This window comes from Flagellimonas cixiensis (genome assembly GCF_042134615.1).
Lineage (GTDB): Bacteria > Bacteroidota > Bacteroidia > Flavobacteriales > Flavobacteriaceae > Flagellimonas > Flagellimonas cixiensis.
The window spans coordinates 2059911-2085281 of record NZ_CP169639.1 but is presented as its reverse complement, the minus strand read 5'-3'; the positions used below and the strand labels follow the sequence as shown (position 1 = coordinate 2085281).

The window sequence follows — 25371 nt, the reverse complement described above, 5'->3', positions numbered from 1 at the left end:
GCTAAACGTTAAGATATTTTTCGAGATAGTCGGAACGCTGTTTCAAATCTTCCAAAAATTGATCATCGCTATTGCCGTACTCAATGGTGTAGTTGTATCGCCTAAAGGTTTGTGCCACCTCATTCATATTCTGGGTCCCAATTTTTAAGGTAATTTGAACCAAATCATTTTCGGCATTGGTGATAAACGCACCCAATAATCGCGCATTATTGCTTTCCACAATCTGCGCCATCTCACTAAACGAATAATCCTTCACCCCAATGGAAACCACCAAAATGGCCCCAGGTTCTTTAAAAAATGGGGTATCTATAAACACATCCACAATATCGTCCAGACTATAATAGCCCAGCACCAATTGATCCTTATCTAAAATGGGCAGCAGATTGGCTTCGTTCCTAGAGAACATCTCCAATACATCCAACCACGAAGTCTCCTTTCTCACAAAAAAATGCTCCAACTCATAACGAAAATCCTCAATGGCCTTTTCGGGTTCAAAGCAAGCGAGATCGTTTTCGGACAACAAGCCCAAATAAACCCCATTTTCAGTAACGGCCACATGTGAATAGGTAGTCTCCTCAAAAAGGGCAATAACATCCTTTAAGGTTTCGGAAACCTCAAATATGGGCACTGTATTGATAATTTTATCGTGGATATACATATCTCAGCTATTAAGTGCAAAATACTAATTATAAATGGCAAAAGGCATGCCGAATTCTTATTTTTGACAATCTAAAAAAGAACTCCATGACAAAGTTAAGTGTCAACATAAATAAGCTGGCCACATTGCGAAATTCTAGAGGCGGCAATGTTCCTAATTTAATCGAAGCCACAAAAGACATAGAATCCTTTGGCGCACAAGGCATTACAATCCACCCGAGACCCGATGAGCGACACATTCGCTACCAAGATGCACGTGACCTAAAAAATGTAGTGACCACTGAATTCAATATTGAAGGTAATCCTGTCCCTAAATTCATCGATTTGGTGTTAGAAGTTAAGCCCACCCAGGTAACTTTGGTACCCGATGCCGAGGATGCCATTACCTCCAATGCCGGTTGGGACACCCTAAAACACAAGGACTTTTTGGTCGATGTGATCAAAACCTTTAAGGATAACGGAATTAGGACCTCCATATTTGTAGACCCCGATATTGAAATGGTAAAAGGTGCTGCAGAAACTGGTACCGACCGCATTGAATTGTACACAGAAAGTTTTGCAGATGAATTTGCCAAAGGCAACAAGGAAGAAAGCGTAAAACTTTTTGCAGAGGCTGCCGAAATGGCACACCAACTTGGGTTAGGAATCAATGCCGGGCACGACCTAAGTCTGGACAACATTAAATTCTTTAGAGAACATATTCCACACCTCTTGGAAGTTTCCATTGGTCACGCATTGATCTGCGAGTCGCTTTATATGGGATTGGAAAATGTAATTAATATGTACTTACACCGCTTAAAATAATGGAGCTATTGCATTCAAAAATATTGGGAGAGGGCAAACCTTTTATCATTCTACATGGATTTTTAGGCATGTCGGACAATTGGAAAACCTTGGGTTCTCAATATGCCGAAAATGGTTTTCACGTTCATTTGGTAGACCAGCGCAACCATGGTAAAAGTTTTCATTCACCCGATTTTGATTACGAACTCCTCAGTAAGGACGTCATCAATTATATGGACCATCAGGGAATTGATTCAGCCTATGTACTTGGACACTCCATGGGTGGGAAAACAGCCATGCAATTGGCGACCTCCCATCCAGAAAGGGTAAAGAAGTTAATCGTGGCCGACATAGCACCCAAGTTTTACCCTCCTCACCACGATTTTATATTCAACGGACTGTCCAAATTGGATTTTGATGAAGTCTCCAACCGTCGTGAAGCGGATGAAGAACTCGCGAAACACATCAAAGATATGGGCATCAGAATGTTTTTGCTCAAAAATCTATATTGGGTAGAACAAGGCAAGCTAGGTTTCCGTTTCAATTTTGATGTTTTGAAAAACAAAATGAGCGAAATCGGGGAGAATATTTCCCCTACAGCTATCTACGAAGGCCCCAGTTTATTTTTACGAGGTGACAGGTCCGAATACATCATGCCAAACGACTATCCAGAAATCAAAAAACACTTCCCAAATTCAGAAATTGAAACCATAGATAAAGCAGGGCATTGGCTTCATGCAGAAAATCCAAAACAGTTTTTTGAAAAGAGCCTACGATTTCTAAATTCTTAAAATCACCCCCTTTTTATTATGCATGCATAATTTTTTTACCCATTTTATTGCCTGTATAACAAATTTAATATAGATTTGGTTCATACTGAATTTACCTTAAGATTAACAAAAACAAACTCTAACTGCTTATATATATGAAAAAGTTTTATGCCCTACTTCCAATACTAGGCTTATTCTTGTTTGCATGTGAAGATGACACCCCCATAGTTGAAAATCCAGAACCAACTCCAGAATATAGTGCCGGCTCGGCAGATTTTACCAAATATGTTGCCGTAGGAAATTCATTAACCGCAGGATTCTCGGATAATGCCTTATTTATTGATGGACAAACTGCATCACTGCCCAATATGCTGGCCAGCAATTTTGCTTTGGTTGGCGGAGGTAGTTTTGAAATCCCTTTTATGGCAGACAACCTAGGAGGAATGACCCTGGGAGGAACACCCATTACAGGAAACAGACTTTATCTTGCATTTGCAGCAGATGGCCCTGCTCCTACTCCAGTTGCGGGTCAGGGCACCACAGAGGTGTCCAACAAATTAAGCGGACCTTTTAATAATATGGGAATTCCTGGCGCTAAAAGTTATGAACTATTGGCTCCGGGTTATGGCAGCGTTGCCGGTGTGGCAATGGGTGCGGCCAATCCTTATTTTGCACGTATTTCTTCGTCAGAATCCGCTACAGTAATTGGCGATGCAGCTACACAAGGAGCTACCTTCTTTTCTTTATGGGTAGGTTCAAACGATATTTTACTTTACGCCACAGGCGGAGGAACGGGAGTTGACCAAACAGGTAACTTGGACCCAAGCACCTATTCTAGAAATGACATTACAGACCCTAACGTATTTGCTTCCGTACTTGATGGAATTTTACAAACCATGACAGCAAATGGTGCCGATGGTGTAATCGCAAACCTTCCGAACGTAACAGACGTTCCTTATTTCACCACCGTTCCGCATAATCCAATTCCGTTGGATGCTGCCACAGCTGCCTATTTAAATAGTGAAGCAGCCTACGGGGCTTACAATGCCGGTTTGGCCCAATTACAACAATTAAACATTATCTCCGAAGCTGAATTGGCAAAAAGAACCATTTCCTTTTCAGCAGGAGAAGGCAATGCCGTTGTGATCATTGATGAAGACTTAACTGATCTAACAGGATTTAACCCAGCATTGATCAACATGAGACAAGCCACGGCAGAAGACCTTTTGGTATTGACCTCTAGTTCTTTTATCGGAACCTTGGCAGATCCAGCGAACCCAACTTCCATAAATGGTGTTGCGGTTCCTTTAGCGGATAAATGGGTATTAACACCAGAAGAGCAAACTCTGGTTGAAAATGCATTGACAGCATATAATCAAACCATTGCGACCTTGGCAAGTGCTTACGACCTAGCTTTTGTAGATGTAAATTCACTATTGGCAGAGCTGAATGCAAATGGTTTCCAACAAGCGGATGGCAGCGTGGTTACTGCTACATTTGCCACCGGAGGTGGATTTTCTTTGGATGGTGTTCACCCTGCGCCAAGAGGATATGCTATTTTGGCCAACGCTTTTATAGATGCCATTGAAGAAAAATACGGATCAGAATTACCCGGCGTCAATCCATTGGATTATACCGGGCTATATATTAACTAAGCAAACATTTATTTTTTTATCTTAAAGGCACCGCTATGCGGTGCTTTTTTATTTACTAACCTTAATCCTTAACTATATGAAGCTTATTTTAAGACTTTTGCTCAATGCCATTGCCGTGGTTATCCTTTCCTATATTTTACCAGGGGTTGGTGTTGATTCCATGATGACTGCAATTATCGTTGCTGTGGTGCTCAGTGTACTTAATTTTTTGGTAAAACCCATTTTAGTGATTTTAACTCTGCCCATCACCATTCTTACCTTAGGGCTGTTCCTTTTGGTGATCAATGCCATCATCATATTATTCGCTGCAAATCTTATCGATGGATTTCAGGTAGTGAGCTTTTGGTGGGCCGTTATTTTCAGTTTGTTGTTATCCATTTTACAGGCAATTTTACATTCTGTTTTAAAGGAAGACCAATAAAAATCGTACGGTTTGAAACTCAACGGTTTAAAAAGTTGTTAGCAACCCAAAAAAGCATTACTTTTGCATCCCATTTTTGAAAAGCAAATTAGGTAGGAGATGAATATAACCAAAGAGCAGATTGACGAACTTAATGCAGTAGTAAAAGTTGCGATCAGCAAAGAAGACTATCAAGATAAGGTAGAACAAATCCTTAAGGATTATAGAAAACAGGCTAATATTCCTGGCTTTAGAAAAGGTCAGGTTCCCATGGGCCTTATTAAAAAGCAGTACGGAAAAGCTGTTTTGGTTGATGAAGTGAACAAATTACTTCAAGACAATCTGAACAAGTACCTTACCGAAGAAAAATTGGATGTGTTGGGCAACCCACTTCCAAAGCAACAAGATAATTTTGACTGGGACAGCGAAAACTTGGATTTCGAATTTGAATTAGGATTGGCTCCTGATTTTGAAGTGAAATTGAAAACCAAAAAAGCAGTTACCCAATATAAAATAGTTGCCGATAAAAAAATGATCGACGACCAAGTTGAACGTATCCAAAAACAATACGGCAAATTGGTTTCCAAAACCGAAGTAGGCAAAAAAGACGAGGTTACTGGTTTCTTTGCCAACGAGGCAGAAGAAATTGACCACAAGACCACTTTGGAATTGGATAAAATCAAAAGCAAAAAAGCAATTGATGCCCTAGTTGGCAAAAAAGTGGGTGAAGAAGTTACTTTGAACACCAAAGGTTTGTTCAAAGAAGATTATTTGCTTTCCAGCGCTTTGGGGATAACTCCAGATAAAGCAGAAAAATTGGCCATCGATGTTACTTTTACCATTGAGGAAATTAACGAAAGGGAGCCCGCTGAATTGAACCAGGAGTTGTTCGATAAATTGTTCGGAGAAGGAAATGTTTCTTCTGAAAAAGAATTGAAAGACAAAATCAAGGAAGATTCAGAAAAGCAGTTCGAGCAACAATCCGACCAAAAATTATTGAACGACATCACTGAAAAATTGATTGAGGAGACCACTTTTGAACTACCTGCCGAGTTCTTGCAAAAATGGATTCAGGTAAGTGGTGAAGAAATGTTGACCGATGATCAAGCGAAAGAAGAATACGAAAAATCTGAGCAAGGGCTACGTTATCAATTGATTGAAGGTAAAATCATTAAAGAAAATGATCTTCAAGTTCAGTTTGATGAGTTAAAGGATTTTGCCAAAGGATTTATCAAGTCGCAAATGGCCCAATACGGTCATATGGATCCTAAAGAAGAAGAATTGGACGGAATCGCCGCAAGAGTTTTAGGAAATCAAGACGAAGTAAAAAGACTTTCAGAGCAATTGATGAGCCAAAAGCTTTTGGACCTATACAAGGAAAAAGCTAACATAAAGGTGAAGGAAGTCTCTTATGACGACTTCATCAAGGAAGCATATAGCTAGGCTTCGCTAAAAGAAATTTAAGTATCTTTACGGTGCCGAAAAGCTAATTTTTCGGCACCTTTTTTTTAAGATAAATCGATTTAAATCCTATGGATTACGGAAAAGAATTCAGAAAATATGCTACCCAGCATCACGGAATAAACAGCATGCACTATGATCAAATCATGAGTACCATGTACCCCATGAACATGACCCCGAACATTATCGAGGAAAGGCAGTTGAACGCTGTTGCTATGGATGTTTTCTCCCGATTGATGATGGACCGCATTATTTTTATGGGTACTGGCATCAATGATCAAGTAGCCAATATTGTACAAGCCCAATTGTTGTTCTTGGAAAGTGCTGATGCCTCCAAAGACATCCAGATTTATATCAACTCCCCAGGTGGAAGCGTGTATGCCGGATTGGGTATTTACGACACCATGCAGTTTATTAAACCAGATGTAGCTACTATTTGTACTGGAATTGCAGCCTCTATGGCTGCCGTGTTGCTTTGTGCAGGTCACGAAGGAAAACGTAGTGGGTTACCACACTCTAGAGTCATGATTCACCAACCCTTATCCGGTGCTCAAGGACAGGCTAGCGATATCGAAATTGCAGCCAAAGAAGTGCTGAAGATCAAAGATGAACTGTATGAGATCATCTCAAAACATTCCGGACAAACTTTTGAAAAGGTGTATGAGGACAGTGATCGCGATTACTGGATGAAGGCGGAAGAGGCCAAATCATACGGTATGATCGACGAAATTTTGGTGAGAGAAAAATAATAAATCACCAGCAATTAATTTAAAAACAGCCATTTATCGCAGAACAATTCCATTTTTTTTGCGTTATTGTGGGTGAATAGTGTTTATTTATGGCAAAGGAAAACTTGGAATGTTCATTTTGTGGTAGAAAAAAACCAGAGACCAATCTATTGATCGCCGGTTTGGATGCGCACATATGCGACAGATGTATAGAACAGGCCCACAGCATTGTTGCTGAGGAATCCAAACAGTCCAAAAACCAAGATCTTTCTTCGGAATTGGTATTGAAAAAACCGATGGAAATCCGTGATTTCCTGGATACATTTGTTATTGGACAAGAACGCACCAAAAAAGTGATGTCCGTGGCGGTGTACAACCACTATAAAAGATTACTTCAACCTAAAGGAAAAGATGAAGAGGTTGAAATTCAAAAAAGTAACATTATTATGGTGGGGCAAACTGGGACCGGTAAAACCCTTATAGCCAAAACCATTGCAAGAATGCTCAACGTTCCATTGGCGATTGTTGATGCTACCGTACTAACAGAAGCAGGTTACGTAGGCGAGGATGTGGAAAGCATACTCACCCGATTACTTCAGGCTGCAGATTACAACTTGGAAAAAGCGGAACGCGGGATTGTTTTTATAGATGAGATTGATAAAATTGCCCGTAAAAGTGATAACCCATCCATTACCCGCGATGTTTCCGGTGAAGGAGTACAACAAGGTCTTTTAAAATTGCTGGAGGGAACTACGGTAAATGTACCACCTAAAGGTGGACGTAAACATCCTGATCAAAAATTCATTGAGGTCAACACTGAAAATATCTTGTTTGTGGCAGGCGGTGCTTTTGATGGTATCGAAAGAATCATCACCAAACGCTTGAACATGCAAGCCGTTGGTTACAGTGCTTCCAAAGCAGAAGATAACTTGGACAATGAAAATATACTCCAATATATCATTCCAAAAGATTTAAAGGAGTTTGGGCTTATCCCTGAAATTATTGGGCGACTTCCTGTATTGACCCATATGAATCCTTTGGATGCCAAAACATTGAGAGCTATTCTAACGGAGCCAAAAAATGCCATCATCAAACAATATGAAAAGTTGTTTGCCATGGACAACATTACTTTCACCATTACAGACCAAGCTTTGGACTATATTGTGGAAAAGGCCGTAGAATATAAGTTGGGTGCAAGAGGATTACGCTCGCTGTGCGAGGCTGTGTTCACCGATGCCATGTTTGATTTACCAAGCAGCGACGAGACTGAATTTAAGGTAACCAAATCCTACGCAGAGAAAAAGCTCTCGTTTGAAACCATCAAAAAGTTAAAAGCAGTTTCTTAAACTGCTTTTTTTGTGACTTTTTCCAAAAGTTCGAGACACACATCCGAGATGATTTTTTCATCGGAATACAGCATATGCCCGAAATTGGGCACTATGTTTATGTCTGCCCCTACTTCTTGGGTCCAACCAAAATCGGGTTTGAACTCATCGCGCTCACCAAATATCAAATTAAGGTCAGTGTTTGGTTTTTGCTTCTCCAATCTAATTCGTGTGGCAGAGATGGCGGTTAAAGATTTCATAGGCAACCCTTTTAAAGCCGCTTTATAGGCAATGGTTCCACCCGTACTAAAAGCCAAATAATGAGCTGGTTTGTTTTCTTTGCGCAATAAATTGTTTACTGCAGTTTCAATTCCACCATCCACAAAAGCCTTGTGTACATTCTCTTCAGAAGAAATGGCCACATCGATATCACCTAATTGTTGGCAATCGTAAAATTCGATGTCGTAATACTGCTGAAGGTATCCAAAATAAGAAGTAATCCAAAGTCCTTTTTTAGCGCCCCACATATCTGAGACGACAATGAGCTTTTCTGACATGATCTATATGGTTTTGTGTTTATATAAAGATTTGTTGTCGTGAATTTCATTCTTAAACGCCTGAATTCCATTTTTATTTGTTCAAAAGGGTCCTTTCCACGACGAAAGGGTCAAATCTACGAAAACGTTTTCGTAAATAAATCATAATAGTGCAATCTACCTATAATCTTGTGTAAATGGTGGGTAGTGGGAATTGATTTAGTTCATCTCCAACAGCTCTTCGATGTAGCAGCGCTCATTGGACAATCTTGGTATCTTATGTTGTCCACCGAGTTTATTCTTGGATTTTAACCAATCGTGAAAAAGGTTTCTTCGAGCCACGTGCACCTTTGGCATATTCAACGTAATGTTATTGTAACGCTTGGCTTCGTAATCAGAATTTAAGGATTTAAGGGCATTATCCAGCACTTCTGTAAAATAGGCTACATCTTTTGGGGGTTTTCTAAACTCAATCACCCATTCATGCCCTCCTTTTTCTTTCCCTTCCATAAAAATTGGGGCAGCCGTGTAATCCATGATCTCTGCATCGGTTTTAAGACAAATTTGCTTTAAAGCCTCTTCCGCATTTTCAATGATCAACTCTTCTCCAAACACATTTATGTGATGTTTGGTCCGTCCCGTTATTCGAATACGATATGGATTTTTGGAGGTGAAACGAACTGTATCTCCAATTTTATAGCGCCAAAGTCCTGCATTGGTCGTAATCACCATAGCGTAATTAATACCTAATTCAACATTCCACAAAGGAACAGCCTGTGATGCCTCTCCATGGGCACTTATCGGGATAAATTCATAGAAAATGCCATAGTCGAGCATCAACAACAAATCGTTGGAATTGTTTCTATCCTGAATCGCAAAGAAACCCTCCGAAGCATTATAGGTTTCATAATAGTTGAAACTCTTGCGAGGCAATAGTTTTTTGTATTGGTTTTTATAGGGCGTAAAACTCACCCCGCCATGAAAATAGACTTCGAGGTTTTCCCAAATCTCGAACAAATGGTTTTTTCCTGTCTTTTCGAGCACCTGGTTTAATAGGACCAACATCCAAGAAGGCACACCGGCCAAACTGGTTACATTTTCACGGATACTTTCTTCAATTATGGCTTCCAATTTGGACTCCCACTCGCTCATCAGCGACACTCTGTTGCTTGGCGTACTGCTGTATTCTGCCCACAGTGGCATATTATCGATTAATATGGCCGATAAATCCCCAAAAAAGGTTCCGTTATCCTCATACAACTCCTTACTCCCTCCCAATCGAAGACTCTTGCCCGTGAACAATTGGGAATTTTCGTTGTTGTTTAAATAGAGACATAAAAAATCCTTGCTCGATTTATAATGGCAATCTTCCAAGGCCTCGTTGCTCACTGGAATAAATTTACTCTTGGCATTCGTCGTGCCACTACTTTTGGCGAACCACTTAATGGTCGTGGGCCAGAAAATATTTTGTTCCCCCCTGCGTGTTCGCTCAATCATCGGGGCTATATCCTCATACCCTACAATGGGTACGCGATTTCTGAATTCTTCGTATTTCGGGATATCTTCAAAGCCATATTGCTTTCCTATCATGGTATCTTGGGAAAAATCCACCAATTTCCTCAATACCTCATCCTGAACATCCAAAGGATACTTTAAGAAAAGTTCTATTTGGTGGTATCGCTTTCGCAGCAACCAAGAAGCAATGGAATTGAATAATGGTATTGGCATTTTAGGTATCTTTAACCAAGAAATTCAGCTAGGTGTCTTAGCTAAAATAGCCTTTCTGGGCTTCATTTTCAAATAAGATCAAAACATAAATTTCAATATGCTATACGAAGGAGTCTTGCGCAAAATGCAAACCGAAAACGGTAAACCTATCCAATATTTTTTGGTTTTTGAAAACGATTTCATCAACATGAACCAAGTTTTGGACAAGGAACTCCAAATTGATTTTATAAAGTTTCAGTGTTTGAATTGTGGCGAGGACAAGCCCATTTACCGTCAAGGCTTTTGCAGGAACTGCTTTTTTGAAACGCCAACGGCAGGTGAATGGATTATGAAACCTGAATTGAGCACCGCACATTTAGAAAAGGAAGATCGTGATCTGGAGTTTGAAAAGCGCATGCAATTGCAACCTCATATTGTGTATTTGGCCAATTCGAGCAATGTAAAGGTTGGGGTGACACGTAAATCGCAGGTTCCCACCCGTTGGATTGATCAAGGGGCTCACGAAGCTTTGGAAATTGTGGAGGTCCCCAATCGGTATTTGGCTGGAATTACGGAAGTAGCCCTCAAAGAGTTTGTAAGCGACAAGACCAGTTGGCAAAAAATGCTCAAAAATGATATTGAGGATGTGGATTTAGTGGAATGGCGAGAAAAATTGAAGGCTAGCATTCCAGATGAAGTAACTGGCTACTTCTTGAAAGACAAGGAAGAAACCCACTTGGAATTCCCTGTTTTGCAATATCCTGAGAAGGTGAAAAGTCTGAATTTGGATAAAACGCCAAGTTACAAAGGAGTTTTAAAGGGTATTAAGGGACAATACCTTATTTTTGAAGACAACACCGTTTTCAATGTTCGTGGTAGCGAAGGCTATTATGTGGGTATTGATGTAAATCCAAAATAGCCCTCATTTGGGAAAATTTACAAAAACAGTCTCCAAGTCATCATAAAGAACTGATTTTTAAATAAAAAGAATTACTTTAAAGGAGTTAAACTTTCCTTTTAATGAAGTTGGTTATGGTTTTTGGGAAAGGAAACGACACTGTGTATTCCCAATGTCAACCAAACCCTTTGATAAAACCAACTTCATATGAAAAAATTCCCGAATGCCTTTGTCATTTTACTCGGGGTTATCCTTTTAGCATGGATATCCACCTACATTATTCCCCAGGGATCTTACGAAAGAGTTGTTGACACAGAAACAGGTATTACCCGTGTAGTGAACGACTCGTATCAGCAAATCAACACGGAAAGCCCAACATTGTTCGATCTTATGGTTTCAATTCCCAATGGCATTTCCGGGCGGGCCGAACTCATTGTCCTTATCCTTTTGATTGGCGGATGTTTTTACCTTATTGAAAAAACGGACGCCTTCAACCAAGGTCTGGTCCAAATGGTTTCAACATTAAAAGGAAAAGAAAATCTGGCACTTATTTTAATAGCTACCCTATTTACCGCAGGTGGGGCATCTATTGGTTTGCAAGAAGAAGTTGTAGCGATGACCCCAGTTTTAATTTTATTTGGCAAAAGTTTGGGCTATAATACGTTGACCATGCTTTTTGCCAGTTATGGTTCTACCGTTGTGGGAAGTTCTTTTAGTCCGTCCAACCCATTTGCGGTAATCATAGCTCAAAAAGAAGCTGCCTTACCATTGTTATCGGGCAGCTCACTTCGTATAACCACGCTATTGATTGCCTTTGTTATTTGGGTGATTTACTTGCTTTATTATGCCAAAAAAAACCGCATTGAAAAAATAGATATGCCTACGCAAAGTGCAAGCATGAGCTCCCGTAGCAAAATCATTTTAGCTTTATTGGCCACCACATTTGTAATTGTTATTTATGGTATCATCCAATTTGAGTGGGGATTCAAGGAAATGTCTGGCTGCTTTTTTGTCTTGGGTATTTCAGCTGGACTTATTTCGAAGTTCGGTTGGAACAAAACTGGGGAAACCTATGTTGCCGGCATGAAAGAAATGGTCTTCGCTTGCATCATCATAGGTTTGGCCAATAGTATCTCTATATTATTAAGGGATGGAATGATCATGGACTCTATTGTGCATGGTCTTTTTGCTCCACTGCAACATTTAACACCTGCTCTTTCAGGGGTTATGATGATGGTTTCCCATGTCTTTCTACATTTTCCGGTGCCCAGTTATTCCGGTCAGGCCATATTGACCCTTCCTATATTGGTACCACTTTCAGATTTGATTGGATTATCTCGACAAACTTGCGTATTGGCCTATCAATATGGTGCAGTTTTAGCCGATTTGATGGTGCCGACCAATGGTGCGCTGATGGCCGTTTTGGCCCTTGGCAATATTTCTTATAACAAGTGGTTCAAATTTGCCCTTAAACCTACTTTATTAATGTTGTTGATAGGAGCCATTTCCATTGTGGTTGCTGTGCTTACAGGTTACAACTAAACAAAAGTATTTGTAAGTTTAGGCTTTGAAAACCAACCATGCTCAAGTTTTTTAGAAACATCAGAAAAAAATTGGTAGCGGAAAAGAACGTTAGCAACTACCTATTATACGCCATTGGCGAAATTGTTTTGGTCGTAATAGGGATATTGATTGCCCTCGCGATTAACAATGCCAATGAAAACCGGGTCAAAAAAGAAAAGGAACAGATATACCTTTTGGGCTTACAGGGTGAGTTCCAAACCAGCAAACTCAAACTTGAAGAGTTGATCAAGGTGAACAAACAAAGCTATGAGGATGCAAAAAAAATCCTCGCCTTTATGGAAACGGACTCCCTCCCAACGGAAGCTACCCTTTCAAATTTATTCTTGAACGCCTTTGCTTTTGACATTTATTTCAATCCGAACAACTCCTTGCTCAATGAAATGATCAATTCGGGAAGCTTAAAAGATGTAAGAAACCCTAGATTGCGTTTGTTGCTCACCAATTGGGTTTCCAACTTAGAGGATATCACCAAACAAGAGGTGATGTTAGATGCCGAAAGAACCCAAGTGATTGATATGTTCCGAAGTGAGCAACAAAGCATTAAGACTATCTTTAATCTTACAGGAGTTTCTGGAGATTTGGGCTTGCCCAATGCCACTGAAACTCAAAGCAACCTTTCCATTTTAGGTTCTACAGCTTTTGAGAACAATTTGCTCATCTTCATCCTCACCAGCATAAATACAGAAACCACCCATTACACACCACTAATGCAAAGCATGGATGTGATTTTGGAAACTATTGAGGGAGAAATTAAGAAATAAAAAAGGGCGATTTAACATCGCCCTTTTATTTTTAGTTTACGGTATCCTTTTTCTTTTTACCGAGCAGTCCTCCTAAAAGGGATTTGGCCGTTTCTTCGACCTTATCCTCTTTTTTGGTTGCAGTAGAATCGGTAGTTTTGGTTTTATCCCCACCCAATAAATTACCGATAGTCTCCTCTACACTGGATTTTGTTCCAGTAGAATCCGAAGCATTTTTATTGAGGGCATCCGATAATAATTTACTTGCCGACTCCTTTCCCTGGTTCACCAATTTTTGTTTTTGAACCTCAACCAATTGGGTGGTCAATGTCTTTACACCAGAAGTTAAGTTGGTGGTCACGGTGGGGTCAGTAAAACTACCGCCAATATTAGCAGTTACGGGAACGGTCATTTCCTTAAGGCTGTCATCGTTTAATTGCGCAATTAATTTGTTCACCTCGGCCCCCATGTATTTGGCAGGCACGTCCAATGTCGCTTTATATTGCATTTGCTTATCAAACGAGTGGCTTCCATCCACATTGATAGCGATATCTTTATATTTTAAGGTAAATGGTTTCACTTTAACCGTACCATTATCAAAACTCAAAGCGGTTTTCAATCCATCCAAGTTGATTTCCTTGGTGTTCAAAAAGTTCAACTTACTGTCCAAAGATGATACCAGCGGTGCTTTTTGGGCATCAATGGTCGGAGATAACAACTCTGCCAATAAATTCCCTGAAATAGTAGCCAAATTAGGCGTAAAATCTTGGTTCAGGTTCCCGGACAAATTAATGTCAGAATTCAGTTTCCCTTGAAGTGCAGCTGCCAAAGGCGTTAAGGTTTTCAGCAAATCCAACCCAGCAAAAGATTCCCCGATATTGAAATTATTCATACCCAAATCCACATCAAAAGTGGAGCTTTCCCCTTTGGTGGACACCGAACCCTTTAAGCCAAGCGTTCCGCCAAATAAATCAGAGGTCAAGTTTTGAATAGTAGCCGTTTCATCTTTGATGGTCATGGTACCCTTAACATTTTTCAACTTCAGATTATCATAGATTACCGTATTGGCTGCAGCTTCCAACGTACAATCCAAGAACGATGGTATTTTGATGCGTTCATCTCCCGTACTCGAAATGGTTCCCTCTTCTTTGGAAACTTCCCCGCTTTCCTCAACTTCAGTATCTTCCATCATAAAATCGTTCAAAGCAAATTGGTTCGAACTCAATTTGAAGTTCCCTTGAATGCTCTCATCATTGAACATAAATCCAAGCAAATTGGTCAAAGTACCGCTCGCATTAAAATCCGTGCTTCCTGTTTTACCCTCAAATGAATTCAAGGCCACGGTTTGTGGATTGAAAGTCATGGCAGCTTTTGTGATGGCAACCGGGTGTTTCAATTCTGGAGAGGCATATTCAAAACCTGTCAACTCAAAATTACCGCTCATTTTAGTGTTTTGGTATTGATGCTTCTCCAAAGAGGCCATATCAAAACTAGTGGTGGCATCGGCATTCAAAATGCCCTTTAAATTATACTCGTCTGGCACAGGATACGCTTTTGAAATATTGGCCAAATTCACACGACCATCCATGTGGGCGTTTACTTTAGTGTTACCCATCAACTCCCTGATTTTAGCATTCAGGTTGAACTTATCTTGATCTATGGTAAAAGAAAGTCTGTTGATGTTCACGTAGGTATCCTCTACAACCCCCGATTCGTTGTTGATTTCAGTATCAATAAACACATTGCTTACCGATTTTGGCAAGTCAGGATATTTGAAAGAGGCATTGTCCGAATTGATTTTGATATTGAACGCAGGAATATGTTCCTCATCCACAATTCCCTTGAATGCGCCGTTGACCTCAAAATTACCGGTAGTCTGTACAGTTTCAATATTGGAAGCATACGCCTCAGGAATAACGGCCAAAAAGTTTTTAAAATCAGACGATGGCGTTTTAAACGTGATATCCACTTCTTGGTTGTCATCGTTCAACTTCACGAATCCGTCAAAAACCAAGGCCAATTGGTTCACCATGGCTTTGTTGTCCAAAAAGGTGTACTTGCTTTCAGCCAAATCAATACCTATCAAGGCATCTAAATTGATTTTGTTATTATTCAAATATTTGGAACCATCCATTTCAAAAGAGACCAAAGCTTCGGTCAAGGTTTTAAGTTCGGATTTTTCCAAGGAAAGGTCGCCCGATCCAGAATGGTTCATTTCGGTAATGGCCAATTTCATTCCACTCGCCAAATCTTCATAAACAATATCGGTATTGGTGATGGAATAGGCATCCATGGCCAAGGTGAAATTATCACTCGATTCGTCAGTTGATATTTCTTCAGGAGCTGAATCACCTTCTTTGGCTATATCGTAATTGGCATTGCCCTCCTCATCTGCTTTAATATGGATTTTAGCGCCATCAATATTGAATGTTTTGATGACCAAAGGTTCATCGGCGGATTTAAAAAACTCTTTAATGGACATGGCCAATTCAATTTCAGCTGCTGCGAACAAGGTGTCACCCTCAAAAGGGGCTTTATTCACCAAGGATAATTTGGAGAGTTCCACGTTGGCATACGGAAAGCTTTTGAGCAAGCTCAAACTCGCATCTTCAAAGTCGAGCGTAGCATTAATGTTTTCGTTCACCTTCTCTTTAATCAAACCTTCAATTTTACCTTGAAGGAAGATGGGAAGTATAATGATCAGAGCAAGTAGGATAAGTAGGGTTATGCTAGTAATCTTTAGGACTTTTTTCTTCATACTTTAATGTTTTACAACAAATTAAAGGAGAAGTTATTAATCCAAAGAGATTTCTTCCCCTATTTTTAAGTTAAATCTTTTCCGCATTAGATAAACGAAAAAATACAGCAGTGGCGTATCCAATAAGGCAATCATTATTTTAAAAACAACCCCACTGACCAAAAGTCCGTAAAATTTATCCCAAGGAAGCACTCCAAAAATACAGAGTAAAGACACAACGGTAAGTGTATCAATAAATTGGGATGAAAAAGTAGAAAAGTTATTTCGCAACCAAAGCATTCTTCCCTTGGTCACTCGTTTCCAAAAATGATAAATGGTGATATCGATGTACTGAGCGGCCAAATAGGCCAACATGGACGCCAAAACTCCTAAAGGAGACAGTCCAAAGACTGTGGTAAAGGTGGCATCGTCTACGGGTGAAGCAGGGATGGCGGTAGAATAATTCGCCATCAATATAATTCCCATCGAAAAAAAGGAGGCAAATATTCCTGCCGTAACCACTTGGTTCGCCTTTTTTTGACCAAATATTTCGGAGACCAAATCGGTGATCAAAAAGGTGATGGGATATGGTAAAATCCCTACCGAAAGTTCGAACAAGGGTGCTCCAAAAACGGTGACATCCCCAAACGGACTCCACGAGAAAAACTTTTGAAATATGAGATTGGACACCACCAAGGATGTGATAAACAGGGCTCCTAGGTACAGATAAATGGAAAAGGCAAGTTTCTTGTCTTTTGGTGTCATACCCCTATTTAATGTTTAAGCTAAACGGCATTTTGGCCTGGATGCCCTCCTGCTCGCTGAATTGTTTAAACTCTTTTAAAATTTTGTAGGCCTCTGCCCCTATTTCTTCTTTGATCAAACTTTCACTGATTTTTGCTTTAGCGGCCCCAAAATTTTCTTGGAACTGCTCAAATCCTGATTTGTACTTGGGATATTTTTGGATGCTATAACTGCCCAAATCGGCCATATCCGCCGCCATGGCAATGGCATCTTCCAAGTTACCCAGTTCATCCACCAAACCAAGTGCCTGGGCATCTACCCCGCTCCAAACACGACCTTGTGCAATTTTATCCACTTCGGCGGTGCTCATGTTTCGGCCTTGGGCCACTCGCTTCAAAAAGGTGTTGTAGGTCTCCTCAATACTTTCCTGCATTTGGTAACGAAACGTATCGGTCATGGGTTCAAAAAAGGAATAATCCACTGAATTTTTGTTCGTTCCTACTTGTTCGGCATTCACTCCGATATTTTCAGCCAGTTGATTGATGTTCGGAATGGTCCCAAAAACGCCAATGGAACCTGTAATGGTGGTGGGTTCCGCCACAATCTTATCACCTCCCACACCAATATAATAACCACCAGAGGCAGCTACATTTCCAAAGGAAACCACCAAGGGTTTGTCTTTTTTGGCCAATTGCATTTCTCTCCAAATAATATCGGATACCAGAGCACTACCTCCAGGTGAATCTACGCGAAGTACGATTGCCTTAACTTTATCATTCTTTGCCGCTTTTTTTAGAGCATCCACAATAAGGCCTTGTCCGATGTAATCTTTACCGCCCTCGCCGAACAGAATTTCACCTTGGGCATAGATCACGGCTATTTTATTGGTTCCCGATCTCAATTTCTTTTTGTTGGCCTTATACATATAATCCGAAAGGGACACATATTCTACTTTATCGGACTCAGCAAGACCAATTTTATCTTTAAGAATGGATTCGTAGGCATCATTATAGATAGCTCCATCCAAAAGTCCCGAGGCAACGGCATAATTTGGCGTTCTTCCGCCAAGGGTATCGGCAATAATGTTCAAATCCGAAGTGGAAATATTCCTTGACGTGGAAATGTCATTGATGAGCACATCCCAAATAGAGGTAATCAGTTCTTTGATCTGGGTACGGTTTTCATCGCTCATGGTGTTGGACAAAAACGGCTCTACGGCACTTTTGTATTTCCCATGGCGAATCACCTCCATTTTAATTCCAGATTTTTCCTGAAGCTCCTTATAATAGAGCACCTCACTAGCCAAACCTTTAAAATCCATGGTGCCCACGGGGTTGATGTACACCTCATCGGCCACACTGGCCAGATAGTAATCTTTTTGCGTATAAAAATCGGAATGGGCCGTTACAAATTTGCCCGTAGATTTAAAATCATCCAAGGCTTGACGAATTTCACTGGTTTGCGCGATTCCTGCCTGTAGAATTCCGGTTGTAATGCTTATTCCAGAAATATTTTCATCGTTCTTGGCCACTTCAATGGCATGCAAAATTTCATCCAACCCAAGTTCTTCTGCCCAAAAACTGGCAAAGGGGTCGTTATCATCTTTCCCTGTATAATCCAAAACTGGAGCTACAAAACTTAGCTCCAACACACTGTTCTTTTTCACAACCACTCCATCTTCTATACTGCCTATCAGCGCCATAAAGATGAAAAACATGCCCACAACAATCATAAATGCCACAAGGCTCCCCAAAATAGAGGCAAGTAGGTTTCTCAAAAACTTCATTCAAATAAAATTTAATACACTTCAAATATAACCATTGTAGTATTGTTTTGTTTATTTTGTCTATTCGATTATGGTGATAAAACAAAAGGTATATCTTTCTTTGGGGAGCAACATGGGCAACCGTTTGGCCACCCTCCAAAAGGCTATTTTTCGCATTCAGAAGGAGGTGGGTCAGGTATTGGACATTTCCAAAGTCTATGAAAATCCTGCCGTGGGTTTTGAGGGGGATGATTTTTTAAATATTGTGATTTCCTTTTTGACCGAATTGAAGCCATCAGCCCTGTTAGATTCCTTATTGCAAATTGAATCCGATTTTGGCAGAACTCGAAGTCAAGATGATGGTTACAGCTCCCGCACCTTGGATATCGACATTATTTATTACGGCAATGAAGTTTTAAACGATGACCATTTGGTGGTTCCCCATCCGCAAATGCAAAATCGTAATTTTGTTTTGAAGCCGTTGAGCGATATTGCCCCTCAGTTTTATCACCCTGTTTTGGGGAAGGATACTCGAAACTTGCTCCAAGAATGTAAGGATAGAAGTCTGCTTACCAAAACCCACCATAAATTGTTCAAAGATAGAACAGGCTTGTTCACCCAACTGCAATTGATTGCAATCGAAGGGAATATTGGGGCTGGAAAAACTACGCTTTCCAAAATGATCTCGAACGATTTTAATGCCAAATTGGTTTTGGAGCGTTTTGCGGACAACCCTTTTTTGCCCAAATTTTATGAGGATCAATCGCGGTATGCATTTCCTTTGGAAATGTCTTTTTTGGCAGACCGCTACCAACAATTTATGGACGATACTTCACAGTTCGACCTTTTTAAAAGTTTTATGGTGAGTGATTACGATATTTTCAAGTCACTCATTTTTGCCAAGATCACTTTACAAAAAGAGGAATACAACCTATACCGAAAGGTTTTTAATTTTATGTACAAAGAAGTAAAAAAGCCAGAAATTTATCTGTACCTCCATCAAAATACAGAACGCTTGCTTTCGAACATCAAAAAAAGAGGTCGGGACTACGAGCAAAAAATTGACCCTGTTTACCTAGATAAAATCAATCGGGGCTATTTGGATTTTATCAAAAGCCACCCTAGTCAAAACAGCATAATTCTTGATATTAGCGAGCTTGATTTTGTTCAAAACCCAGCCGATTACGAACATGTATTGCAGCAATTGGAAAACAATATTTTATCGACAATCATTTAACAAAATTATTAGAAAATGTTTGGATATAACGAATGGTTTTATTTTATTAGCAGCCTCGATTCGAGAAACTAACTAACTCAGACTTTATATATGGCCCTGTTCAACAGGGCCTTTTTATTTTCAGGCATTTAGTTTGGACCAAAGGTCCCACACCACCACTCCGGCACTTACCGAAATATTTAAAGAATGCTTGGTGCCGAACTGCGGAATCTCCAAAACGGTATCACTAGCACTCACCACCTCTTGGGCCACTCCCTTAACTTCGTTCCCGAAAATAAGGGCTATGGTCTTTTTTGGTTCTGGTGAAAATTGATTGAGCATTACAGCATCCTCGGCCTGCTCCACCGTAACAATCTGAACGCCGCTGTGCTTCAAGTCCGCAACCAACTCCAATGTATCTTTCCTATATTCCCAATCTACACTTTCGGTGGCACCCAATGCTGTTTTTCGGATATCCTTATGTGGAGGCGTTGCCGTAATACCACAGAGATAGATTTTCTCCACCAAAAAAGCATCTGCTGTTCTAAATACCGAACCGATATTGTTCAAAGATCGGATATTGTCCAAAATAATGATGATCGGGGTTTTATTTGCCTGTTTGAAGCCTTCAACATCCAATCGTTCCAGCTCGCTATTCTCCAATTTTCTGCTCATTTTTTAAACATTGAGGGTAAAATATCAACAATTATTTTTGGTGGAGGATGAAAACGATATATTCGTTTTCCCCATTTATCGGGCAAAAATAAAAGAAATATCCGCTAGGGAATGTCATTCCTGTGAAAACAGGAATCCATTCAACAGAATAAATTAGATTCCGCATCTAGCTCCGACTACCTGCTTGCCGCAGGCGGGCGCTCAGCAGCCGTGCGGAATGACAATATGCTAATTATTGTTTAACGATTAAAGAGTTTGCTTTGGCATCCAAGAACAAAACAAAGAAGGTTACTCCTTTAATGCAGCAGTACAACACCATCAAGACCAAACATCCTGATGCGCTGTTGTTGTTCCGTGTGGGGGATTTTTATGAAACCTTTGGTGAGGATGCCGTGAAAGCAGCCAAAATATTGGGCATTATTCTCACCCACCGTAACAATGGTGGAGATAAAACTGAGCTCGCAGGTTTTCCACATCATTCATTGAACACCTATTTGCCAAAATTGGTGAAAGCGGGACAACGCGTGGCCATTTGCGACCAACTGGAAGACCCCAAACAAACCAAAAGCATTGTAAAACGAGGTGTTACCGAATTGGTGACCCCCGGAGTTGCCTTGAACGATGATATTCTTTCTGCCAAGAGCAACAATTTTTTAAGTGCCGTTCATTTTGGGAGAAACAAATTGGGAATTTCCTTTTTGGATATTTCCACAGGAGAGTTTTTAACCGCTGAGGGTTCTTCTGAACAGGTGGATAAACTACTTCAGAATTTTTCACCCAATGAGGTATTGATTTCCAAAAAGCATAAAAAGGAGTTTTTGGAGCTATTTGGCAGCCAATTGCACAGTTTCTTTTTGGAGGATTGGATTTTTCAAGAGGATTACGCACAAGAAAGCTTGAACAATCATTTTGGCACAAAAACCCTTAAGGGTTTTGGCATTGACCACCTCAACCATGGAATCATAGCATCGGGAGCGGTGTTGCATTACCTATCAGAAACGCAGCATAGCCGTTTACAGCATATTAACAACATTCAACGGATTGCCGAAGAGGAATATGTTTGGATGGACCGATTTACCATCCGTAATTTGGAATTGTACCATTCTCCCCACCAAAATGCGGTGACCTTATTGGATATTATAGACAACACCCTATCTCCTATGGGGGGACGTATGTTGAAACGTTGGTTGGCGCTTCCTTTAAAAAACAAGGAGAAGATTGAGCAACGCCATGAGGTTGTTTCTTATTTGAAGAAGGAAACACAACAATTGGAAAAAGCACAGCGTTGGATCAAACCCATGGGCGACTTGGAACGTTTGATTTCGAAATTGGCCACGGGTAAAATCAATCCAAAGGAAGTGGTGCAGCTTAAAAATTCCTTGGAAGCTCTTGTTCCCATTAAACTATTGGCGCAAGAAAGTAGTAATGCTTCGCTTCAACAAATTGGACAAAATTTGGATGCTTGCGAAGTGCTTCGTTCCAAAATCAAAGAGGTGTTGAACGAGGAAGCGCCCATCAACATTGCCAAAGGCAACACCATTGCCCAAGGCTATTCCGAAGAACTGGACGAATTGCGCAACTTGGCTTTTTCTGGCAAGGATTATTTGGATAAAATGTTGGAGCGTGAATCGGAGCAAACGGGAATCACTTCTCTGAAAATTGCTTCCAACAACGTTTTTGGCTACTATATTGAAGTTCGAAATACGCATAAGGACAAGGTGCCCGAAAGTTGGATACGAAAACAGACCTTGGTGAATGCGGAACGCTACATCACCGAAGAACTTAAAGAATACGAAGCTAAAATTTTAGGTGCCGAGGAGCGCATTTACCAGTTGGAGCAGCAGCTTTTTGAGCAGTTGTTGGTGTGGATGCAAGAATATATTTCCCCTGTTCAACGCAACGCCAATTTGATTGCGCAATTGGATTGTTTGTGTGGATTTGCCCAATTGGCCATCGAAAACAATTATGTGCAACCTTTGGTTGATGACTCTACCGAACTCAATATTAAGGAAGGTCGTCACCCAGTAATCGAGAAACAACTTCCGCTTGGGGAAAGTTATGTGACCAACGATGTGACCCTGAATCGGGAAGTACAACAGATCATTATGATCACTGGTCCCAACATGAGTGGTAAATCGGCACTATTGCGCCAAACCGCCCTGATTGTATTGTTGGCCCAAATGGGAAGTTTTGTTCCTGCTTCGGAGGCCCAGATTGGATTGGTGGATAAAATATTTACCCGTGTGGGCGCCAGCGATAACATTTCGATGGGGGAGTCGACCTTTATGGTTGAGATGAATGAAACCGCTTCTATTTTGAACAATCTATCGGAACGTAGTCTGGTACTCTTGGATGAAATTGGGCGGGGAACCAGCACCTACGATGGAATTTCCATTGCATGGGCCATTTCGGAATATTTGCATGAGCATCCGGCAAGGGCAAAAACGCTCTTTGCGACCCACTACCACGAACTCAACGAAATGACCAACACATTTTCCAGAATCAAAAACTTTAATGTTTCGGTCAAGGAATTGGAAGACAATGTACTTTTTCTACGAAAATTGACACCTGGCGGGAGTGAGCATAGCTTCGGAATCCACGTAGCGAAAATGGCAGGAATGCCACAACAGGTGATCCAGAAAGCAAATAAAATCCTCAAAAAACTGGAAAAATCCCATTCCAGTGAAGAGATGACGGACAAATTGCAAGCATCACAAGACGAGATGCAATTGAGTTTCTTTAATTTGGACGACCCTTTGTTGGAAGAGATCAAAGAGGAAATTTTGCACTTGGATATTGATACTCTGACACCTGTGGAGGCTTTGATGAAATTGAACGAGATCAAAAGAATGTTGGGCAAAAAGAAAAAGGCGACTTCCTGAAAAAATTCTTTTTAGTTTAAAGAAATGTATTAAATTTGCATCCGCGCTTGGGAAAAGTGCAAAGTTCTTTAAAATGCGAAAATAGCTCAGTTGGTAGAGCATCACCTTGCCAAGGTGGAGGTCGCGGGTTCGAATCCCGTTTTTCGCTCTACATCAAACGCTGCTTGCAGCGTTTTTTTGTTTAAGTCCTGCTCGAGTGGTGGAATTGGTAGACACGCCGGACTTAAAATCCTGTGGGCATTATGCCCGTGCGGGTTCAAGTCCCGCCTCGAGTACATTTAACCCTGTTAATCAGTTGATTTTCAGGGTTTTTTGTTTTTAGTTAGACAACAATTATCCAACGATGTTATTTTAGTAGTGTTTTTTTGTCCAATACCTTCTCAACACACAACAAAAACCAATAAAATAGCTCTTATCTATTGCTGTGCCAACCCCCGCAATGGTTGTATTGTATAGGCTATGCAGGAAATCCGATGTCCCACTTTGTGCTAATGTATCAAGGCAAAACCGAAAGATCTGTGTATATTTATTATGTCGCTAAATCTTATGGATTTAGCTTTGGGACAAAAAAAGAAAAAGCAAAACAATAAGCTTTAGCTACGTCGACAGGAGGAAACCAAAAATTTCCTTGCCTCCCCACTACACTTAGCCGAACCGTTGTAGTTTATAAAATAGAACTAAATGAAGTCTGCTATCCAAATATTTATTTTATTGACATTGTGTTCTTGCACACAAAATCAAAAAACTGTTGAAAGTAATTTTAATGATCAAGGTTTTCCTGAAAGTGACTATATCGATTTTTCACTGGAAAAATCTAAAAAGGTACATCAAAGATTTAATGATGAAAACTGGGATGATTTTGAGTCCTGGGCGTTGCAAGGTGATGCTTCCAGATATATTTATCTTCATTTTTCTGAGTTTTGGCCACATACAATTATAAAAGCTGGTCAATACAAAAAATGTCTACCGATTCATCTTCGCGAAGATGTAGCTCAATTTCAATTTGCATTGGATAAGAAAGACTTCATCTTTAAAAATTACATAAATAATTCACCAACAAACGGTGCAATTGTAATACATAAAGGGAATATTGTTTTTGAATCCTATCCACGGATGCTTCCAGATGATAAACATACTTATATGTCAATTTCAAAAATATTGGTATCTCTTTCCGTCGGAATATTAATTGATCAGGGGAAAATTAATACAGAAGACCCTGTGGAAGTATATATCCCTAAGTTAAAGGGGAGTCATGCAGGAAAAATTAAAGTCATTGATTTTCTGGACATGACTTCTGGTCTCGATTGTGTTCCAAGTGAAGCACATGGCGGTGATTGTTTTAAAAAATCGCTTCTTGTATGGGGGTGGCCAAAAACTTCAATGGCCTTAGAAAATCCACTTGAATATTTTGCTGAAATTGCCTCACACAGACCGGCGGGCGAAGTTTTTGAATATGCCGACATTAATCCCCTTATCCTATCTGCATTAATTGAAGAAGTAAGCGGTCAAAAGTATTCAAACTTTATTGAGCAAGAGATCTGGAAAAAATCTGGAGCTATGTCTGACGCAGTAATAATGAATGCAGCATTTGGCCGATCAGCGTCACCTCTTGGATTTAGTTCTACTTTGAGAGATTTAGCCCGTCTAGGGATGCTCTACACACCCTCAGGCAGAAGAAATAATAATCCTGTTGTTTCTACCAGACATCTTGAGGCAATTCAAATGGAAGGACGACCAAAATTATTATTAGAAACTAAAAGTACTGACTGGTTTACCGATAATGATTCAAATACTAAAAACTTACTATACGGTGAGCCTATTAAACATGAGACATACCAATGGGAATTTGTTATGGAAGATGGTGATTTTTGGAAAGCAGGTTTTGGAGGGTCTGGATTATATGTTTCTCCCAAAAAGGATTTAGTTATTGCATATTTCGGAAGTAAAGACGAAAATAACAATGAAAACAAACTACCTTTAATATCAAGGATGATCGCCAAATCTGATTTATTTAACTAGTTAAAACAAACTACAACAATAGATAAAATGAATTAAAACTCATTTTATCAAAAGCGTTGTATGGAATTAAGAATTACCCAAAATTAACT

At 40.1% G+C, this 25371-nt stretch carries 20 protein-coding genes and 2 tRNA genes; 15 read left to right on the top strand and 7 right to left on the bottom strand.

Annotation, left to right across the window (positions count from 1 at the left end):
• Position 1: 1 nt before the first annotated feature.
• Positions 2-658 carry a CBS domain-containing protein gene (locus ABT310_RS09210; protein ID WP_375323611.1) on the bottom strand — a complete coding sequence of 219 codons (657 nt, stop codon included), beginning with the start codon at positions 656-658 and terminating at the stop codon, positions 2-4.
• An 86-nt stretch (positions 659-744) separates the two neighbouring features.
• On the opposite strand from ABT310_RS09210, the gene ABT310_RS09205 reads away from it, so the two are divergent.
• The 7 genes from ABT310_RS09205 (at position 745) to clpX (ending at position 7800) form a co-directional block, all read left to right on the top strand.
• Positions 745-1461: a pyridoxine 5'-phosphate synthase gene (locus tag ABT310_RS09205; RefSeq protein WP_375323610.1), complete on the top strand. Its 717-nt coding sequence runs from the start codon at positions 745-747 to the stop codon at positions 1459-1461.
• Positions 1461-2231 (top strand): alpha/beta fold hydrolase, encoded by a 771-nt coding sequence (locus tag ABT310_RS09200; RefSeq protein ID WP_375323609.1) that lies wholly within the window; start codon positions 1461-1463, stop codon positions 2229-2231. Before ABT310_RS09205 ends, ABT310_RS09200 begins: the two co-directional genes overlap by 1 nt.
• A 134-nt stretch (positions 2232-2365) precedes the next feature.
• Positions 2366-3865 carry a G-D-S-L family lipolytic protein gene (locus ABT310_RS09195; protein WP_375323608.1) on the top strand — a complete coding sequence of 500 codons (1500 nt, stop codon included), beginning with the start codon at positions 2366-2368 and terminating at the stop codon, positions 3863-3865.
• Between the two features lie 76 nt (positions 3866-3941).
• Positions 3942-4286: a phage holin family protein gene (locus ABT310_RS09190; RefSeq protein ID WP_375323607.1), complete on the top strand. Its 345-nt coding sequence runs from the start codon at positions 3942-3944 to the stop codon at positions 4284-4286.
• A 99-nt stretch (positions 4287-4385) separates the two neighbouring features.
• Entirely contained in the window at positions 4386-5708 is a 1323-nt protein-coding gene (gene tig, locus ABT310_RS09185) for a trigger factor (RefSeq protein ID WP_375323606.1), read from the top strand.
• An 89-nt stretch (positions 5709-5797) separates the two neighbouring features.
• The gene (gene clpP, locus ABT310_RS09180; RefSeq protein ID WP_375323605.1) at positions 5798-6475 is read left to right on the top strand and encodes an ATP-dependent Clp endopeptidase proteolytic subunit ClpP; all 678 of its coding nucleotides are present in this window, start codon (positions 5798-5800) and stop codon (positions 6473-6475) included.
• An 89-nt stretch (positions 6476-6564) separates the two neighbouring features.
• Positions 6565-7800 carry an ATP-dependent Clp protease ATP-binding subunit ClpX gene (gene clpX, locus ABT310_RS09175; protein WP_375323604.1) on the top strand — a complete coding sequence of 412 codons (1236 nt, stop codon included), beginning with the start codon at positions 6565-6567 and terminating at the stop codon, positions 7798-7800.
• Here the strand turns inward: clpX and ABT310_RS09170 are convergent.
• A complete protein-coding gene (locus tag ABT310_RS09170; RefSeq protein ID WP_375323603.1) occupies positions 7797-8336 on the bottom strand; it encodes a hypothetical protein in 540 nt (179 codons plus the stop codon). The two genes, clpX and ABT310_RS09170, sit on opposite strands and share 4 nt — an antisense overlap.
• A 198-nt stretch (positions 8337-8534) precedes the next feature.
• Positions 8535-10043, bottom strand: a complete 1509-nt coding sequence (locus tag ABT310_RS09165; RefSeq protein ID WP_375323602.1) for a GH3 auxin-responsive promoter family protein — start codon at positions 10041-10043, stop codon at positions 8535-8537.
• Between the two features lie 97 nt (positions 10044-10140).
• Here ABT310_RS09165 and ABT310_RS09160 point away from each other — a divergent pair, with 97 nt between their 5' ends.
• The 3 genes from ABT310_RS09160 (at position 10141) to ABT310_RS09150 (ending at position 13265) form a co-directional block, all read left to right on the top strand.
• A complete protein-coding gene (locus tag ABT310_RS09160) occupies positions 10141-10941 on the top strand; it encodes a DUF2797 domain-containing protein (protein WP_375323601.1) in 801 nt (266 codons plus the stop codon).
• A 186-nt stretch (positions 10942-11127) separates the two neighbouring features.
• The gene (locus ABT310_RS09155; RefSeq protein WP_375323600.1) at positions 11128-12462 is read left to right on the top strand and encodes a YfcC family protein; all 1335 of its coding nucleotides are present in this window, start codon (positions 11128-11130) and stop codon (positions 12460-12462) included.
• Between the two features lie 38 nt (positions 12463-12500).
• Positions 12501-13265 carry a DUF6090 family protein gene (locus ABT310_RS09150; RefSeq protein ID WP_375323599.1) on the top strand — a complete coding sequence of 255 codons (765 nt, stop codon included), beginning with the start codon at positions 12501-12503 and terminating at the stop codon, positions 13263-13265.
• A 31-nt stretch (positions 13266-13296) separates the two neighbouring features.
• Here the strand turns inward: ABT310_RS09150 and ABT310_RS09145 are convergent, their stop codons facing one another.
• Genes ABT310_RS09145 through sppA form a run of 3 tightly spaced genes read right to left on the bottom strand, consistent with a single transcriptional unit; the run spans position 13297 to position 18511 of the window.
• Complete coding sequence (locus tag ABT310_RS09145) at positions 13297-16002, bottom strand: AsmA-like C-terminal region-containing protein (RefSeq protein WP_375323598.1); 2706 nt, start codon at positions 16000-16002, stop codon at positions 13297-13299.
• A gap of 36 nt (positions 16003-16038) precedes the next feature.
• A complete protein-coding gene (locus ABT310_RS09140) occupies positions 16039-16746 on the bottom strand; it encodes a queuosine precursor transporter (RefSeq protein ID WP_375323597.1) in 708 nt (235 codons plus the stop codon).
• Between the two features lie 4 nt (positions 16747-16750).
• Positions 16751-18511, bottom strand: a complete 1761-nt coding sequence (sppA, locus tag ABT310_RS09135) for a signal peptide peptidase SppA (protein WP_375323596.1) — start codon at positions 18509-18511, stop codon at positions 16751-16753.
• Between the two features lie 70 nt (positions 18512-18581).
• Here sppA and folK point away from each other — a divergent pair, with 70 nt between their 5' ends.
• On the top strand, positions 18582-19727 hold the full coding sequence (folK, locus tag ABT310_RS09130) for a 2-amino-4-hydroxy-6-hydroxymethyldihydropteridine diphosphokinase (protein ID WP_375323595.1): 1146 nt from the start codon (positions 18582-18584) through the stop codon (positions 19725-19727).
• Positions 19728-19847: 120 nt separating this feature from the next.
• Here folK and ABT310_RS09125 read toward each other — a convergent pair whose 3' ends face one another.
• Positions 19848-20381, bottom strand: a complete 534-nt coding sequence (locus ABT310_RS09125) for an RNA methyltransferase (RefSeq protein ID WP_375323594.1) — start codon at positions 20379-20381, stop codon at positions 19848-19850.
• Positions 20382-20680: 299 nt separating this feature from the next.
• Between ABT310_RS09125 and mutS the strand changes: the two genes are divergently transcribed.
• From mutS to ABT310_RS09105, 4 genes are all read left to right on the top strand, one after another.
• Positions 20681-23263, top strand: a complete 2583-nt coding sequence (gene mutS / locus ABT310_RS09120; protein WP_375326167.1) for a DNA mismatch repair protein MutS — start codon at positions 20681-20683, stop codon at positions 23261-23263.
• Positions 23264-23338: 75 nt separating this feature from the next.
• Positions 23339-23411 (top strand) — tRNA-Gly (locus tag ABT310_RS09115).
• A gap of 42 nt (positions 23412-23453) precedes the next feature.
• Positions 23454-23538: transfer RNA gene (locus ABT310_RS09110), tRNA-Leu, on the top strand.
• Positions 23539-23944: 406 nt separating this feature from the next.
• Complete coding sequence (locus tag ABT310_RS09105) at positions 23945-25282, top strand: serine hydrolase domain-containing protein (protein ID WP_375323593.1); 1338 nt, start codon at positions 23945-23947, stop codon at positions 25280-25282.
• Positions 25283-25371 lie beyond the last annotated feature (89 nt).

What these genes read in the sequence shown, in the direction of transcription:
- ABT310_RS09210 (WP_375323611.1), bottom strand. Translation starts at nt 658, where the DNA reads ATGTATATCCACGATAAAATTATCAATACAGTGCCCATATTTGAGGTT.
- ABT310_RS09205 (WP_375323610.1), top strand. Translation starts at nt 745, where the DNA reads ATGACAAAGTTAAGTGTCAACATAAATAAGCTGGCCACATTGCGAAAT.
- ABT310_RS09200 (WP_375323609.1), top strand. Translation starts at nt 1,461, where the DNA reads ATGGAGCTATTGCATTCAAAAATATTGGGAGAGGGCAAACCTTTTATC.
- ABT310_RS09195 (WP_375323608.1), top strand. Translation starts at nt 2,366, where the DNA reads ATGAAAAAGTTTTATGCCCTACTTCCAATACTAGGCTTATTCTTGTTT.
- ABT310_RS09190 (WP_375323607.1), top strand. Translation starts at nt 3,942, where the DNA reads ATGAAGCTTATTTTAAGACTTTTGCTCAATGCCATTGCCGTGGTTATC.
- tig (WP_375323606.1), top strand. Translation starts at nt 4,386, where the DNA reads ATGAATATAACCAAAGAGCAGATTGACGAACTTAATGCAGTAGTAAAA.
- clpP (WP_375323605.1), top strand. Translation starts at nt 5,798, where the DNA reads ATGGATTACGGAAAAGAATTCAGAAAATATGCTACCCAGCATCACGGA.
- clpX (WP_375323604.1), top strand. Translation starts at nt 6,565, where the DNA reads ATGGCAAAGGAAAACTTGGAATGTTCATTTTGTGGTAGAAAAAAACCA.
- ABT310_RS09170 (WP_375323603.1), bottom strand. Translation starts at nt 8,336, where the DNA reads ATGTCAGAAAAGCTCATTGTCGTCTCAGATATGTGGGGCGCTAAAAAA.
- ABT310_RS09165 (WP_375323602.1), bottom strand. Translation starts at nt 10,043, where the DNA reads ATGCCAATACCATTATTCAATTCCATTGCTTCTTGGTTGCTGCGAAAG.
- ABT310_RS09160 (WP_375323601.1), top strand. Translation starts at nt 10,141, where the DNA reads ATGCTATACGAAGGAGTCTTGCGCAAAATGCAAACCGAAAACGGTAAA.
- ABT310_RS09155 (WP_375323600.1), top strand. Translation starts at nt 11,128, where the DNA reads ATGAAAAAATTCCCGAATGCCTTTGTCATTTTACTCGGGGTTATCCTT.
- ABT310_RS09150 (WP_375323599.1), top strand. Translation starts at nt 12,501, where the DNA reads ATGCTCAAGTTTTTTAGAAACATCAGAAAAAAATTGGTAGCGGAAAAG.
- ABT310_RS09145 (WP_375323598.1), bottom strand. Translation starts at nt 16,002, where the DNA reads ATGAAGAAAAAAGTCCTAAAGATTACTAGCATAACCCTACTTATCCTA.
- ABT310_RS09140 (WP_375323597.1), bottom strand. Translation starts at nt 16,746, where the DNA reads ATGACACCAAAAGACAAGAAACTTGCCTTTTCCATTTATCTGTACCTA.
- sppA (WP_375323596.1), bottom strand. Translation starts at nt 18,511, where the DNA reads ATGAAGTTTTTGAGAAACCTACTTGCCTCTATTTTGGGGAGCCTTGTG.
- folK (WP_375323595.1), top strand. Translation starts at nt 18,582, where the DNA reads ATGGTGATAAAACAAAAGGTATATCTTTCTTTGGGGAGCAACATGGGC.
- ABT310_RS09125 (WP_375323594.1), bottom strand. Translation starts at nt 20,381, where the DNA reads ATGAGCAGAAAATTGGAGAATAGCGAGCTGGAACGATTGGATGTTGAA.
- mutS (WP_375326167.1), top strand. Translation starts at nt 20,681, where the DNA reads ATGCAGCAGTACAACACCATCAAGACCAAACATCCTGATGCGCTGTTG.
- ABT310_RS09105 (WP_375323593.1), top strand. Translation starts at nt 23,945, where the DNA reads ATGAAGTCTGCTATCCAAATATTTATTTTATTGACATTGTGTTCTTGC.